Below are 13,153 nucleotides of genomic sequence, written 5' to 3'. Positions count from 1 at the left end.
AGTTTAAAAATCATAGATACAGGTGGAAAGATGTAAGGACACTACAAAGAATTGGGGAAAATATTATGTTTTTTTGAGCATTTCTTTATATAGATCTAAGGTTTTACTAAGCATTAAATCAAGGGAAAAATTATCGATGACTGCTTTTCTTGCTGCTTGTTGTATTTTGTTACCTTCATTGGTTTTGAGTATAGATAAGCAATGTTCGATTTTTTCTGCTAAATCAACAGCATCGTTTGGTTTGACATGAAATCCAGTTTTTTTATCTAATATTGTTTCAATAGCTCCACCTATATTTGTAGCAATTACTAGCTTTTCCATTGATTGTCCTTCAGTTATAGTGCGACCAAATGCTTCTGGCTCAATTGAAGTAGATATTACTATATCTGAAACACCGTAAAGGCTGAGCATATCAGCTTCATTACCAAAAATTTGAATTTTACTTTGTAGCTTCAATAAGTTTATAAGAGATTTTACTCGATTGGTAAAATTGGGATGTTTGGATAAATCTCCAACCATTAGACAGTAGAAATCTAGATGTTTTAATTTGCCAAGTGCTTCAACAAGGGTAAGATGCCCCTTCCAACTGGTCATTCTTGATGGTAACAATATTATAGGAGTATTGTTAGATATACCGTATTTCTTTTTATGTTTTAGTAACTTTTCTTCTGTAACATTTTTTGGATCAAAATAACTATAATCTACCCCTCGATATATTACAACAATTTGATCTTCTAGGATTTGATAATTAATTAATATATGGTGTTTTACAAAATTAGACACAGCTATGATCTTTTCGCCTTTGACCATGACGCTATTATAAAAATGTTTGAAAGGATTCGAGATGTTGTAAATTCCGTGGAATGTGGTTAAGAATTTAGTGCCTGTAGCCTTTGCCGCCATATAACAACTCCAAGCTGGAGCTCTCGATCTTGCATGTACTATATCTACGTTATATTCCTTAATTATTTCTGACAGAATTCTTGCGTTTTTCCATATTGTCAAAGGATTTTTAGTAGCACTATTCATAGAAATATGTGGCACTCCTGCTGCCACTAATTCTTCAACCAATGAACCACCAGATGAGACTACAATAACATTATAATCAACTTTTTTTAACATTTTAGCCACTTCAATTGTTCCTCGCTCTACTCCACCAGAGAATAAAGCTGGAACTACTTGCAAAATGGTGGGTTTATGATATCGTTTGGGTGAATCTGATGAAATCATTAATCTTTTACGTAATTAATTTAAATGCATAAAATATATAATACAGAAAAGAAAAGATTTATCACTTACAATCATCACAAAAGTAGCAAAAAAAATATGCCATCGGTAATTTTTTTGCATGGCTTGATGTCGGGTATGAATGGTAAAAAGGCTATATTTCTTGAGAATTACTGTAAAAAACGTGATTATAATTTTATCACATTTGATAATTTTGGTCATGGAGAATCATCAGGTAGATTTCTAGATGAAACGATTGGATCTTGGCTTACAGGGGTTGAACTAGTTTTAAATAAACTTGTAGTGCAACCAGCTATTATCATAGGCTCCAGCATGGGTGGTTGGTTAGCCATTCTTGCTGCTATAAAATTTCCTAGTAAAGTTTGTGGTCTTGTTTGTATTGCTCCTGCCCTAGATTTTACAGAAACTATTTGGCAAAACTTAACTGAAATGCAAAAAACACAAATGCAACAACAAAAATACCTTGAGATTAGTGGGCGTAATTGCAACGATAAATATCCAATAAGTTATCAATTAATACTCGAAGCTAGAAATCACTTGTTACTAAATTCAAATAGTATTAATCTTAAGGGAGCTATACATTTAATTCACGGGATGCTAGATGAGGACGTACCTTATACCATCTCAAATAACCTTGCAGAAAAAATTACTAGTGACATGGTAGTGATAAAATTGATAAAAGATGGAGTTCATACTCTTGTACGAGAATCAGATTTAGCTATAATAGCTAATTCTTTGGAAGAAATAATAAACTTATCATTAGAACGATGAATAAACATATATTTGCTAAAATAACTAAAGTTTCCGATTTTTTAAAGATATCGGAAGTAATAGATAAATTAGATCAAGATAGCTTGGTGCTTTTTGATGTAGATGACGTACTTATCATGGATCAAGATGAATATCGCTTAACTCATCCTTATAGGCGGCAGTGGCGTGCTGAAAGCAAAAACCGTCTTACGAGAGAAGAAAGGCATCTTTTATACAGTATTATTTTAAAAAATCGTACTATTCGCTTAGTGGACTATAATATAACTGATATACTAGGTAGATTATGGGAGATGCAAATCCCAACTGCTGCTCTGACCAAATTATACACAGGGAAATTTGGTGTTATTGAGGATTTTACCAATTGGCGTCTTACAGAGCTTAAAGGGATAAATATAGATTTTATGAAATCTACTCCGATAAAAGAGGAAATATTAGTTGATGAATTACATATTGGGGGTGGTATGCCAACGATGAAAGAAGGTGTGATTCTTACAGCCGATGTTGATAAAGGTGCAGTATTAGAGAATATTTTACATAGAAAAAACTACTATCCTAAAACAATAATATTTGTTGATGATATTTTAGAAAATATTGAGTCAGTGGCAAAAATATGTAGCAAATTACAGATTAATTTTTATGGTTTTGAATTTGACGGAGCTTCTTTGATCCCGGAAACAGAACTAGATGAAAAAAGTGAAAAAATTCGTTTTGAGATTTTAGAGAAGGAACATCGTTGGATAACAGATTTAAAACTATAATTATTTTTTTGTGTATATGCATTACTTCTTGCTATGCTATAGCTGAAAAACAAGAGAGTATTGGGGTAAAAGCTACTAAAGTACAAATGGCTGATTTATATAATGTTTTCAGTGTTATAGGACAATGTAAGAGTGGTATGAGCCGTGATTATTATGCAAATGTTTCTGGTAGACTTGATTTAGTATCTACTTCCCAAGGAGGTAAGATCCATCAAGGTGATGTTTTGCTTATTATTGACCAAGATTTAGCTATGTCAATTAAGTCACAAGCGGAAGTCTCTTTAAGAAAAGCTATGGCTTCTTATAACCGTGACAAGGAATTATTTGCCAAAAAATATATTAGTAGTGATGTGCTAGAAAAATCTAATAGCGAGTTAGAAGAAGCTAGGCTTGCTTTTGCTAAAGCAATGAATAGTTACAACGATATGGTTCTTATAGCTCCATTTGATGGATATATTGGTATAATAAAATCCAAAATAGGGGATAAGATAAAACAAGGAGATTATCTTTTTAGCATTATTGCTCAAAACTCTACTACTGATAATATTTTAATGGAGCTACCTGAGGGGCTTTATAATCAGGTGTCAGAATCCACTAATTTAGTGATAACCGATAATAAGGGTGGATTAATTAATGGAAAAATTGCTGAAATCTCACAATATGTTTCAGATAATGGTACTATAAGTGCTAAAGTTATCATTGATTCTAATAGTAATATTGTGCATGGAAGCTATGTAAATATAGATCTAATTCTTAACAAACATAGGAATTTAGCTGTGCCTAATCAATCGGTACAGAGTAATAATAAAGGTGAGTATTTTGTATATAAAGTCAATGACAATAAGGTACAACAACTTTATGTTAAACTTGGCACTAGTTTAAATGGTTTAACAGAGATTATCTCAAGTGAAATTAAGGAAGGAGATATGGTGGTATTAGAAGGGATTACTAAGATTTATGATGGTAGTGTCGTCAAATTGTTAGATTAACCTGAATTCATATAACAGGTTACATTGTTAAGCATCAACTGCGAACGATGTCACCGAACTAAGATTAAATTAACAGAGGATTAAAATGGAATATATATTATTAGTTTGTAGTATCGTGGCAATTCTTATTATTGTACAGATGGTTAAGGTTGTACCACAACAACAAGCATGGGTTGTAGAAAAGTTTGGAAAATTTGATAGGGTTCTGCAGCCAGGATTGAATATTTTGATTCCAGTGATTCAGAGAGTAGCCTATAAACACACCCTGAAGGAAGAAGCTATTGATGTTACTGCTCAAACAGCCATTTCAAATGATAATGTTACGTTATTAATAGATGGTGTTTTATATGTAAAAATTGTTGATCCAGTCGCTGCATCTTATGGTGTTAATAGTCCATATTATGCCATCACACAGCTTGCACAGACCACCATGCGTTCAGAAATAGGTAAATTACCATTAGATAGGACTTTTGAAGAACGGGAAACGTTAAACATCGCTATTGTGTCTGCTATTAACCAAGCTGCAATGAATTGGGGGATACAATGTATGCGTTATGAAATTAAAGATATTCAGCCACCACAAACAATACTTAAAGCGATGGAATTACAAGTTGCAGCAGAACGTCAGAAACGAGCTCAAATTTTGGATTCAGAAGGCAATAGACAAGCAAAAATAAACCATGCAGAAGGTGAGAAGGCTCAAGTTGTATTAAATTCTGAAGCTTCCTATACTGACCAAGTAAATAGAGCTAAAGGTGAAGCTGAGGCAATAGGATTAGTAGCAATGGCTACTGCTAAAAGTATTGAAGTTATTGCCGCATCTATTCAAAAGTCTGGGGGTAATGACGCAGTATCTTTAAAAATTGCTGAACAATATATAAATGCTTTTGGTGAGTTAGCCAAAGATAGCAATACAGTAATTCTTCCGGCAAATCTTTCTGAACCAGGAAGTTTTATAACTCAAGCTTTAAGCATTTTTGATCAGCTAAAATCAGTGAGCAATAAAAAATTGTCTAAGGAATCTTCTATGAAGAAACAAACTAGTGCTAGTGAGTAATTACTTATTTAACTTGAATTCGACATAAAAATAATTATTATTCTAAGCATTTTCGAATGTCAACCCTAACAGGGACTATATTGATAACAAGTTATATCGAACTCAGGTTACAATAATCAGGTTACAATAAATTTAGGAGAAAATTTAATGACGTACGTGCCTATAGTAGTTGAACAAACCCCTAGAGGGGAAAGAGCCTATGATATCTATTCTAGGTTGTTAAAAGAACGTATCGTTTTTGTTTGTGGTCAAATTGAAGATTATATGGCAAATGTAGTGGTTGCACAATTACTGTTCTTAGAGGCAGAAAATCCAGAAAAAGATATTTTCATGTATATTAATTCTCCTGGTGGTGTTGTAACTTCTGGTTTGGCAATTTACGATACTATGCAATATATTAAACCTAAGATTTCTACGCTTTGTATAGGACAGGCTTGTTCAATGGGTTCTATGTTACTCACTGCTGGAGAGAAAGGTATGCGTTATGCTCTGCCACATAGTCGTATAATGATCCATCAACCGTCAGGTGGTTACCAAGGGCAAGCTACAGATATAGAAATTCATGCTAAAGAAACCATGAAATTAAAAAGAATGCTCAATAACTTGTATGTCAAACATACAGGACAAGAACTAGATTCTATTGAAAAAAGTATGGAACGTGATAATTTCATGGATCCCGAAGTAGCTAAATCATTTGGACTAGTTGATGAAATTATCACCGATAGAGCAAAAATCTTAGTAAGAAAATAGTTTAAAAGGCTGTTAGATGTTATGGATTCCCGCTTACGCGGGGGAATGACATTGTACCGAGTCTTGACTCTATTCATCCATCGACGATGCTCCTATTAGTGGCAGTTCATTATTATGATTAGTACAATAAATCTCTTCGTAAGTAGTATTCCCTATATATTTTTTTACTTCTTTATGATTCATTTGTTCAGTAAATAACATTAATTTTTCGTTATTTTCGTTTATATAAGTTTTATGAGCAACTAATCTAACATCATTACTACAATCTTTTGCTTCATAAATACCATGTTTTTTTAAGTACTTAATGCCATTTTCAGCATTTTTTCTTGAAGTAAAACCTTTTCTTAGAATGTTCTCCCACTTACTAAGATCATCTAATTTTAAACTAGAATCAATAGCAGCGTATAAATTAGGAAATATATTAATTGCATCTAATAACTCAATGATAGGTAAGCCACTAGTTTGACTAGTGAGACCATCAAGGCTTGGCCTTTAGATTTAGTATAAAATAAAAAGTTATCATATATAACTTCTTTGGCTTGACGGTCAAAGGAGAAAATATATGACAACATACGAAAATTTAAATCATTCTAAATGGGATTGCAAATATCATATTGTGTTTATTTCAAAGTGTCGTAAAAAAGAATTGTACGGGAAGGTTAGAAAATATCTTGGGAACGTATTCCATGAGTTAGCTTTTCAACGTGGGAGCAAGATCATAGAGGGGCATATGGTACAAGATCATGTGCATATGCTCATCAAGATTCCACCTAAATATTCTGTAGCTGAAGTAATAGGCTATATCAAGGGGAAAAGTGCTATAGCCGTTGCTAGGCAGTTTGGTGGACGAAAACGTAATTTTAATGGAGAAAAGTTGTGGGCTAGAGGTTATGCGGTCTCAACTGTAGGATTTGAAGAGAATCAGATCAAACACTACATTAAGAATCAAGAGCAACTTGATAGTTTAGGCTCTGACGAATCAGGAGAATTTTATTAACAATGGCAGCCCTTTGGGCTGCTCATAACCGTCAAGCCCCTCGCTTTGCGAGGGCGTTCTGACTTTGGTAAAATCAAAAAATAATTCAATAAATAGTGTGCTCTTATCTATAGAATCTATAATTAATAGGAAAGACTCTTTTATACAGTGTATATCCTTAGGTATTACTGTGTCTTTTGATTTATAGTTGTGTAAGTTTAGTAATGCTTCGGCATAAGACGTCCATACATTTTTACTTTGACCTATATTTAAACTATTTTGGGTAGAGATTACTTTTACTATATCATCATTTGGCTTCTTAAATGTGATGCTTGGATTAGTTGGATGAATTTTGCTAATTATAATATTGCCATACTTTTCAATAAATGTGGCAAGTCGTTTGTTGGGTGTATACTGCCTCCCCTTATATTCTTGATAAGAACATAAATTAACAAGCAAAGCTTCTGTTGTTAGTTCTATATCAGTTCCCAACATTTTTTTCTTAATTAGTGCCATTAACACTTCAGGATGAGCATTAGAACAAATATTGTCTATAAAATCTTTATCACTTTGTCTTGTTGGAAGTGATTTAAGTGAATTAAGATTTACTTGAATTTCTCTTTGTGGTAAAAGCTGAAATTTTTTTTTGCTCATATAATTTGCATTTAATTAGTTAATTATTAATCCGTTATAAACGGATTAATAATTAATGCAATAACTTTTTTGCATTAGAAGTCTAATTTTGACAACTATATATAAAATCCTTAATTATCGGTACAATAAACTGTTTGAATTTGCTACCACTAAATAAGCCGTAATGCCCAACTCCCTTTTGTAAATGATATTTTTTCATTGTCATAGGAATACCGGAACACAAATCTAATGCAGCTTTAGTTTGTCCAACCGCAGCTATATCGTCATTCTCGCCTTCGATACCTAGTAAAGCACAATTTGTTATATTTTTTAAATGAACTTTACGATTTTTTGAGACAAATTCATCTTTGGCAAGAGCAAAATCTTTAAATACTTCTTGTATTGTTTGGAGATAGAATTCTGATGTTATATCCATAGTGGCTAAATATTCATCATAAAATTTTATGGTATGATTAGCTTTTTCAAGGTTGCCATCTAGCAAATTTTGTAGTAAATCCAAATGCGAATTAATATGCCGAGGAATATTTAAACTGATAAAACCCATAAGTTGTAAAAACCCTAGATAGACATTTCTTCCGTAACCAGGATAGTTAAAGGGGACGGATGTAATCATCATTTGGCAAAACCATTGCATGCTTTTATGGATTGCAAACAAGTCAACATCTGTAGGATTAAGCCTTGCATCAATAGGTCCACCTATCAGAATCATTGACCGCGGCACATTTACATCATTATTTGCAGACATTATACTAATGGCAGCTAGAAGGGGGACTGTTGGTTGGCATACTGCCATAGTGTGCAGATTTGGTCCTAGAAACGTCATAAACTCAATTAAGTAGTCTATAAAATCATCTAAGTTAAATTTACCAAGTTGATTAGGTATAGTGCTTGCATCAAGCCAATCTGTAATATATACATCTGCATAGGGGAGCATTTCAGTTACAGTGTCCCTAAGTAAGGTAGCATGGTGTCCTGACATTGGAGCAATTATTAATAACTTTGGCATTTCTTGCTTAATACCAATTTTGCTAAAATGCTTTAATTGACAAAATGTTTTAGTAGCAACTGTTTTTTCTTTAACAACATAAGACGTACCATCAATAATACATTCATTAATGTTAAATTCTGGCTTCTTGTATGTTCTAGTCATCCTTTCAGCAAGTGTCAAATATGCTAACATAACGTGAGTATAGCCGCTATCTTTTACAGGATTATTACTATTTTTAAACCACTGCTCTAAAATTTCTATGTTTGCTCGCATTGGAATAAGCATAGTTTTAAAGCCTTCTAGTGCATAATAAAGATTATTAGAACTGCCATTATGCATAATATTTGTCCTTTAGAAGTCTGTTTATGCTTTAATTTTATATAATTAAGTGTTAATAATATACTCAAATACTGCAATATTCAAATGATTTACCCCAATTTGGATAAGAATTGATAAATTCTTATCCCGAATTTGCGTATTTGAGTATTAGTGCTAATGAATTATTATGATAATATAAAGGTGATGCATAAAAAAATTGTGGCGATTATTGGTAGACCCAATGTAGGGAAGTCTACGCTCTTTAATCGTTTGGCTATCAGGAAAAAGGCTATCGTACATGATCTCCCGGGGGTAACACGTGATCGAAAATATGCTGATGCTCAAATTGGACCATTCGATTTTATGGTAATTGATACTCCTGGTTTAGAAGAAGCGGAAGGTGCGAAATTAGAATATAGAATGATGCAGCAGACTGTAGAAGCCATTCTAGAAGCAGACTTGCTATGCCTTATGGTGGATGGCAAAAATGGTGTATTACCGGAAGATAAGTTTTTTGCTAATTTTATCAGAAAATATGATAAAAAATCTGTGTTGATTGTCAATAAATGTGAAGGACGGTTTGATTTTGCTAAAGAATACTACAAGCTTGGTTTTGATAATGTAGTGCCAATTTCTGCAGAACATGGTGTTGGTATGGCAGATTTACACGATGCAATAACTGAAAAATTAGGAGATGAGGAACTAGAGGAAGAATTAATCGACCCAATAAAGGCTGACTATATACAAATAGTGGTGAGTGGTAGACCAAATGCAGGAAAATCTACTTTTATTAATAGTATTATTAATAATGAAAGATTGTTAACAGGACCTGAAGCCGGTATAACAAGGGAATCTATAGAAATTGATTGGCTATATAATGATAATAAATTTAAATTAATTGATACGGCTGGTCTAAGAAAAAAGGGAGCTATTAACAAGTCCTTAGAAAAATTATCAGCTTCTGATACTATTAATAGTATTAAGTTTGCTAATACTGTTATTCTGATGGTTGATGCACAAATGAATTTGAAGCAACAAGATCTAAATATTGCTAGTTATGTTATAGAGCAAGGCAGAAGCCTGCTTATAGTAGTTAATAAGTGGGATTTAATTGAAGGGAAAAATAGAGATAAATTTAAGGAAGAATTTTTTTATAAGATGGAAACCAATCTACCACAAGTTAAGGGAGTATCGATAATATTCATATCAGCCTTAAAAAAGCAGAATATTAATATGGTATTAGATGAGGCTATAAAAGTTTATACTTTATGGAATAAAAAAATTGCTACTAGTAAACTGAATAATTGGTTAGGTTTTGCACTCGAGCAACATCCGCTGCCCTTACAAAAAGGTGGTAGACGTGTTAGAATTAAATATATGACCCAAACAAAAACTCGCCCACCAACTTTTAAATTATTCTCTAATAATCCTGAGAAAATCACGGATAGTTATACTAGATACCTTGTAAACAACTTGCGGGAAGCTTTTAATTTACCCGGTGTGCCAATAAGATTTACTTATACTAAAACTGAGAATCCATATGTAAAGTCATAGGTCTAATGTAAGTAGAGTCAATTAAATTTTATTCAGAAGATAACCAATTATTTTGAAAAAGAGTTTATCATGAATAAGGGATAGTACTACTTCTATGGTAATTAATATTATAATGATCCATTCAAGTCTAGTTGAGTGTTTATAGTTTAAGTCATTTGACAAAATGTTATAGAGTTCATGGATCATGTTCAGTCGATGGTTAAGAATATTCTGACGAATTTGAATATCTTGAAACTCTGCAGTCATTAAGTATAAAGGTTCATAACTAGGACGACGCCAAAAAAATTCAGGAGTATCTAGTATATCGCTGTGTAAATTAATGGAATATCGTTCGTTAAATAATATGCCAATTTGTTGAGATATTTCCTTTTTTGAAAGTGATACACTGCCAGTGCTGGCTAGTTCTTGTTGAATTGGCGTTGTTTTTACAATTAAATTACTTACTGATTTTTCTAGTACACTAAGTTTAACTGACTGAGCTAAAGCATGCGATATAGATAATTTTATAAAAGTTGATTTATCTGCTAGAATGATTTGGTTTTTTTCTTCATCTATAAAGGTTTTACCTGTAGTTTTATCATAATCAAAATAAATAAAGTCAGACATTATCTCGTCAGTTTGATTAGCTTGCAGAGCTACTATATCGTCTAGAATCATTTTCTCTTGGCTTTCTTCAGCTCCCCATATAGTAACACAGCCAAATGGGAAAAAGAAAACATCTATAGGGTCTAAGTTTTTTACTTGTTCTTTTTGAATATATAGTACATCATCAAAGTGTTTAGGTTCAAGACCAATCTTATTGAGATTTATTACTAAGTCATTCATCTTATATTCAGAAGTCGTACAGTAGGAAGCACATCTCATATAATAAATAATTTATAGCAAACAACTATTGCATCAGTATAATACTGTATTATAAAACTTATTAAAGTCAATTAAAATATCATAGTTGGTAATTATGCATGAAATATTAACAAATAGAGCAATTATTGAAGTTGTGGGTGATGATGCGATGAATTTTTTGCATAATTTGACAACTAATGATATAAAAAATAATGATTATTGTTACAGTTATGCTCTAAATAATCAAGGAAGGTATTTATTTGATTTTTTTGTATTAAAACTATCAGCAACAAGACTTTTTATTGATATAAATGTTAATCAGTCTGATTTATTTAAAAATCACTTAGTGCAGTATAAATTACGTGCTAAAATTGAAGTGAACGACTTAACTAACATCTATCAGGTTATTTACTCAAAACAACAGCTGGAATTTAATGGATACAAAGACCCTCGTTATGATCAACTCGGTTTTCGTTCCATTGTTAGTAAAGATGTACCAATAACTACAGGAACAGCAGGACTATACCTGCAAGATAAATATAATTTTGCCATAGTTGATGGGTATGAGGATCTAATTTTCAACAGATCCATTCCTGTCGAATATGGCTGTGAGGAATTAAACGCTGTAAGTTACACTAAGGGTTGCTATATTGGACAGGAAGTTATTTCAAGAACAAAATACCAAGGAGTAGTAAGGAAAAAAATATTTAAATTATACTCTCCTTCCCCTTCGAATTGGCTTCGTAAAACTGTGGGGGATTCGCGTGCTCACGTACTAGATGTACGCTCCGCTCACTCACCCCTTGCTTTACGTTCCAATTCGAAGGGGAAGGAGAGTATATCTGCTACTACAGACAGTTTAGATATCTCAAAAGATGATGAAATTATGGCAAATAATACAAAAATTGGAGTAGTATGTTCAAGCTATAAGAATAGTGCAATAGCTTTAATTAGAGTGGACGACTATCATGTATCGCAAAATACAGCTATTACTGTAAAAAACTTACCTGTTTCTTTGGTTGTTCCACCTTGGAGGAGCTGTACATATGAGTAAGATTATATTTTTAAATGGATGTGGCTCTGCTGGTAAAACATCTATCGCAAGAGCAATACAGTATTTAAGTAAGGATTCTTGGCTTACTTTTGGCATAGATACTTTTATTAGTATGATACCAATTGCAATAATTAACACGGTGTATTTATCCAGTCTCTATACATAATTGATTTTACTAAATCTACATTATGAGCAAATTGATTCCAAGCGTAACAAGCCATAGTGACGATATCTTCATATACACCATAACATTGGTTAGACAAGAAATGATTTTTGATCCATTCCCAAACTTGTTCCATTGCATTAAGTTCCGGTGCATAGGGCGGAAGCGGTATCAAAGTGATATTGCTTGGCACAGTTAGTTTTTTGGCTGTGTGCCAACCTGCATTATCCGTTAGTAAAGCTATATGTCGGTTGCCTTGAATACTGCGAGAAAGGTCTTCTAAGAATTTATTCATTGCCTGTGTATTTGCATATGGTAAAATTAATGCAAAAGCTTCTCCTGTATCATGGCAAGCAGCTCCATAAATATATGTTGAAATGAATTGCTGTTGCCGAACTTTACGGGGTCTAGTGCCACGCTTAGCCCATATACGAGTTAAGCTACCTTGTTGCCCAACTCGAGTTTCATCCTGAGACCATATATCAACTTTACATCTATCGATATTTTTTGGTAATAATTCTGTTAGCATGTCTGGGAAGTTTTTTTATATGTATTTTGAGTCTCTTGATTTGACTTTGGATGCATTGAACGAGAAGTAATCCAGCTAAAACCAAGGCGGTGCATAGTATTGTAGACTGTTTTTAAAGTACATTTAGCACCATATTCCTCAAGTAACATGATATGTAGCTCCTTTCCAGTTATATACCCACCAGTTTTACTTTCACTGAGCGTATTGATTTTATCAAAAAGAGCAGACTCTTGTATAGTGTTAATCTTCCTAGGGGCACCGCTTCTTTGTGATTCAAATAATCCTTCAAAACCATGATTCCTAAATCTTCTGAGCCATGATTGCACAGTTTTCCAGTGTGACTTCACTATTTCAGATATGGCTTTAAAAGATTTGCCTAATTGAAGGTAATACATCGCCAATAAACGTATACGATTTCGACCATGCGGCTCATGTTTCATCATTTTTATAAAATCATGACCATGAAAACCTTGCGGTAATATTAACCTAGCCATTTGAGTA

15 protein-coding genes are annotated in these 13,153 nt (G+C 32.8%); 9 read left to right on the top strand and 6 right to left on the bottom strand.

The window, feature by feature from the left end; translation table 11 throughout:
* Nucleotides 1–63 precede the first annotated feature (63 nt).
* Nucleotides 64–1,230 (bottom strand): glycosyltransferase family 4 protein, encoded by a 1,167-nt coding sequence (locus AAHM80_RS03515; protein WP_341748029.1) that lies wholly within the window; start codon nt 1,228–1,230, stop codon nt 64–66.
* A gap of 24 nt (nt 1,231–1,254) precedes the next feature.
* On the opposite strand from AAHM80_RS03515, the gene AAHM80_RS03510 reads away from it, so the two are divergent.
* The 6 genes from AAHM80_RS03510 to tnpA all read left to right on the top strand — a co-directional run bounded on the left by AAHM80_RS03510 (nt 1,255) and on the right by tnpA (nt 6,570).
* The gene (locus tag AAHM80_RS03510; protein WP_342260294.1) at nt 1,255–2,019 is read left to right on the top strand and encodes an alpha/beta hydrolase; all 765 of its coding nucleotides are present in this window, start codon (nt 1,255–1,257) and stop codon (nt 2,017–2,019) included.
* Complete coding sequence (locus AAHM80_RS03505) at nt 2,016–2,777, top strand: DUF2608 domain-containing protein (RefSeq protein ID WP_342260293.1); 762 nt, start codon at nt 2,016–2,018, stop codon at nt 2,775–2,777. The genes AAHM80_RS03510 and AAHM80_RS03505 overlap by 4 nt, the downstream gene beginning before the upstream one ends.
* Nucleotides 2,753–3,766 carry an efflux RND transporter periplasmic adaptor subunit gene (locus AAHM80_RS03500; RefSeq protein WP_342260292.1) on the top strand — a complete coding sequence of 338 codons (1,014 nt, stop codon included), beginning with the start codon at nt 2,753–2,755 and terminating at the stop codon, nt 3,764–3,766. The genes AAHM80_RS03505 and AAHM80_RS03500 overlap by 25 nt, the downstream gene beginning before the upstream one ends.
* Before the next feature lie 85 nt (nt 3,767–3,851).
* Complete coding sequence (locus AAHM80_RS03495) at nt 3,852–4,823, top strand: SPFH domain-containing protein (RefSeq protein WP_341748025.1); 972 nt, start codon at nt 3,852–3,854, stop codon at nt 4,821–4,823.
* A gap of 147 nt (nt 4,824–4,970) precedes the next feature.
* Nucleotides 4,971–5,573, top strand: coding sequence for an ATP-dependent Clp endopeptidase proteolytic subunit ClpP (gene clpP, locus AAHM80_RS03490; RefSeq protein ID WP_341748024.1), 603 nt, complete (start codon nt 4,971–4,973; stop codon nt 5,571–5,573).
* Nucleotides 5,574–6,135: 562 nt separating this feature from the next.
* Nucleotides 6,136–6,570, top strand: coding sequence for an IS200/IS605 family transposase (gene tnpA, locus AAHM80_RS03485; RefSeq protein WP_342260291.1), 435 nt, complete (start codon nt 6,136–6,138; stop codon nt 6,568–6,570).
* Here tnpA and AAHM80_RS03480 read toward each other — a convergent pair.
* Nucleotides 6,553–7,203 (bottom strand): hypothetical protein, encoded by a 651-nt coding sequence (locus AAHM80_RS03480; RefSeq protein WP_342260290.1) that lies wholly within the window; start codon nt 7,201–7,203, stop codon nt 6,553–6,555. The genes tnpA and AAHM80_RS03480 overlap by 18 nt on opposite strands.
* Nucleotides 7,204–7,285: 82 nt before the next feature.
* The gene (gene phaZ / locus AAHM80_RS03475; RefSeq protein WP_342260289.1) at nt 7,286–8,530 is read right to left on the bottom strand and encodes a polyhydroxyalkanoate depolymerase; all 1,245 of its coding nucleotides are present in this window, start codon (nt 8,528–8,530) and stop codon (nt 7,286–7,288) included.
* Between the two features lie 183 nt (nt 8,531–8,713).
* On the opposite strand from phaZ, the gene der reads away from it, so the two are divergent.
* Nucleotides 8,714–10,063, top strand: a complete 1,350-nt coding sequence (der, locus tag AAHM80_RS03470; RefSeq protein WP_342260288.1) for a ribosome biogenesis GTPase Der — start codon at nt 8,714–8,716, stop codon at nt 10,061–10,063.
* Between the two features lie 21 nt (nt 10,064–10,084).
* On the opposite strand, the gene AAHM80_RS03465 is transcribed toward der, so the two are convergent.
* A complete protein-coding gene (locus tag AAHM80_RS03465) occupies nt 10,085–10,888 on the bottom strand; it encodes an RMD1 family protein (protein WP_342260287.1) in 804 nt (267 codons plus the stop codon).
* A gap of 133 nt (nt 10,889–11,021) precedes the next feature.
* Here AAHM80_RS03465 and AAHM80_RS03460 point away from each other — a divergent pair, with 133 nt between their 5' ends.
* Together AAHM80_RS03460 and AAHM80_RS08575 are read left to right on the top strand one after the other, a co-directional pair.
* Nucleotides 11,022–11,960, top strand: coding sequence for a folate-binding protein (locus tag AAHM80_RS03460; protein ID WP_342260286.1), 939 nt, complete (start codon nt 11,022–11,024; stop codon nt 11,958–11,960).
* Nucleotides 11,953–12,126: a phosphotransferase-like protein gene (locus AAHM80_RS08575; RefSeq protein ID WP_410521513.1), complete on the top strand. Its 174-nt coding sequence runs from the start codon at nt 11,953–11,955 to the stop codon at nt 12,124–12,126. The genes AAHM80_RS03460 and AAHM80_RS08575 overlap by 8 nt, the downstream gene beginning before the upstream one ends.
* Here the strand turns inward: AAHM80_RS08575 and AAHM80_RS03455 are convergent.
* Both AAHM80_RS03455 and AAHM80_RS03450 read right to left on the bottom strand, forming a co-directional pair.
* The gene (locus AAHM80_RS03455) at nt 12,092–12,652 is read right to left on the bottom strand and encodes an IS630 family transposase (RefSeq protein WP_342259384.1); all 561 of its coding nucleotides are present in this window, start codon (nt 12,650–12,652) and stop codon (nt 12,092–12,094) included. The genes AAHM80_RS08575 and AAHM80_RS03455 overlap by 35 nt on opposite strands.
* Complete coding sequence (locus AAHM80_RS03450; RefSeq protein ID WP_342259385.1) at nt 12,646–13,146, bottom strand: helix-turn-helix domain-containing protein; 501 nt, start codon at nt 13,144–13,146, stop codon at nt 12,646–12,648. The genes AAHM80_RS03455 and AAHM80_RS03450 overlap by 7 nt, the downstream gene beginning before the upstream one ends.
* Nucleotides 13,147–13,153 lie beyond the last annotated feature (7 nt).

The organism is Candidatus Tisiphia endosymbiont of Metellina segmentata, from assembly GCF_964030715.1.
Classification (GTDB): domain Bacteria; phylum Pseudomonadota; class Alphaproteobacteria; order Rickettsiales; family Rickettsiaceae; genus Tisiphia.
The sequence above is the reverse complement of the archived record's forward strand: the minus strand, read 5'-3'. Positions and strand labels throughout refer to the sequence as shown.

What these genes read in the sequence shown, in the direction of transcription:
- AAHM80_RS03505 (WP_342260293.1), top strand. Translation starts at nt 2,016, where the DNA reads ATGAATAAACATATATTTGCTAAAATAACTAAAGTTTCCGATTTTTTA.
- AAHM80_RS03455 (WP_342259384.1), bottom strand. Translation starts at nt 12,652, where the DNA reads ATGCTAACAGAATTATTACCAAAAAATATCGATAGATGTAAAGTTGAT.
- tnpA (WP_342260291.1), top strand. Translation starts at nt 6,136, where the DNA reads ATGACAACATACGAAAATTTAAATCATTCTAAATGGGATTGCAAATAT.
- der (WP_342260288.1), top strand. Translation starts at nt 8,714, where the DNA reads ATGCATAAAAAAATTGTGGCGATTATTGGTAGACCCAATGTAGGGAAG.
- phaZ (WP_342260289.1), bottom strand. Translation starts at nt 8,530, where the DNA reads ATGCATAATGGCAGTTCTAATAATCTTTATTATGCACTAGAAGGCTTT.
- AAHM80_RS03510 (WP_342260294.1), top strand. Translation starts at nt 1,255, where the DNA reads ATGCATAAAATATATAATACAGAAAAGAAAAGATTTATCACTTACAAT.
- AAHM80_RS03465 (WP_342260287.1), bottom strand. Translation starts at nt 10,888, where the DNA reads ATGAATGACTTAGTAATAAATCTCAATAAGATTGGTCTTGAACCTAAA.
- AAHM80_RS08575 (WP_410521513.1), top strand. Translation starts at nt 11,953, where the DNA reads ATGAGTAAGATTATATTTTTAAATGGATGTGGCTCTGCTGGTAAAACA.
- AAHM80_RS03495 (WP_341748025.1), top strand. Translation starts at nt 3,852, where the DNA reads ATGGAATATATATTATTAGTTTGTAGTATCGTGGCAATTCTTATTATT.
- AAHM80_RS03450 (WP_342259385.1), bottom strand. Translation starts at nt 13,146, where the DNA reads ATGGCTAGGTTAATATTACCGCAAGGTTTTCATGGTCATGATTTTATA.
- AAHM80_RS03480 (WP_342260290.1), bottom strand. Translation starts at nt 7,203, where the DNA reads ATGAGCAAAAAAAAATTTCAGCTTTTACCACAAAGAGAAATTCAAGTA.
- AAHM80_RS03460 (WP_342260286.1), top strand. Translation starts at nt 11,022, where the DNA reads ATGCATGAAATATTAACAAATAGAGCAATTATTGAAGTTGTGGGTGAT.
- AAHM80_RS03515 (WP_341748029.1), bottom strand. Translation starts at nt 1,230, where the DNA reads ATGATTTCATCAGATTCACCCAAACGATATCATAAACCCACCATTTTG.
- clpP (WP_341748024.1), top strand. Translation starts at nt 4,971, where the DNA reads ATGACGTACGTGCCTATAGTAGTTGAACAAACCCCTAGAGGGGAAAGA.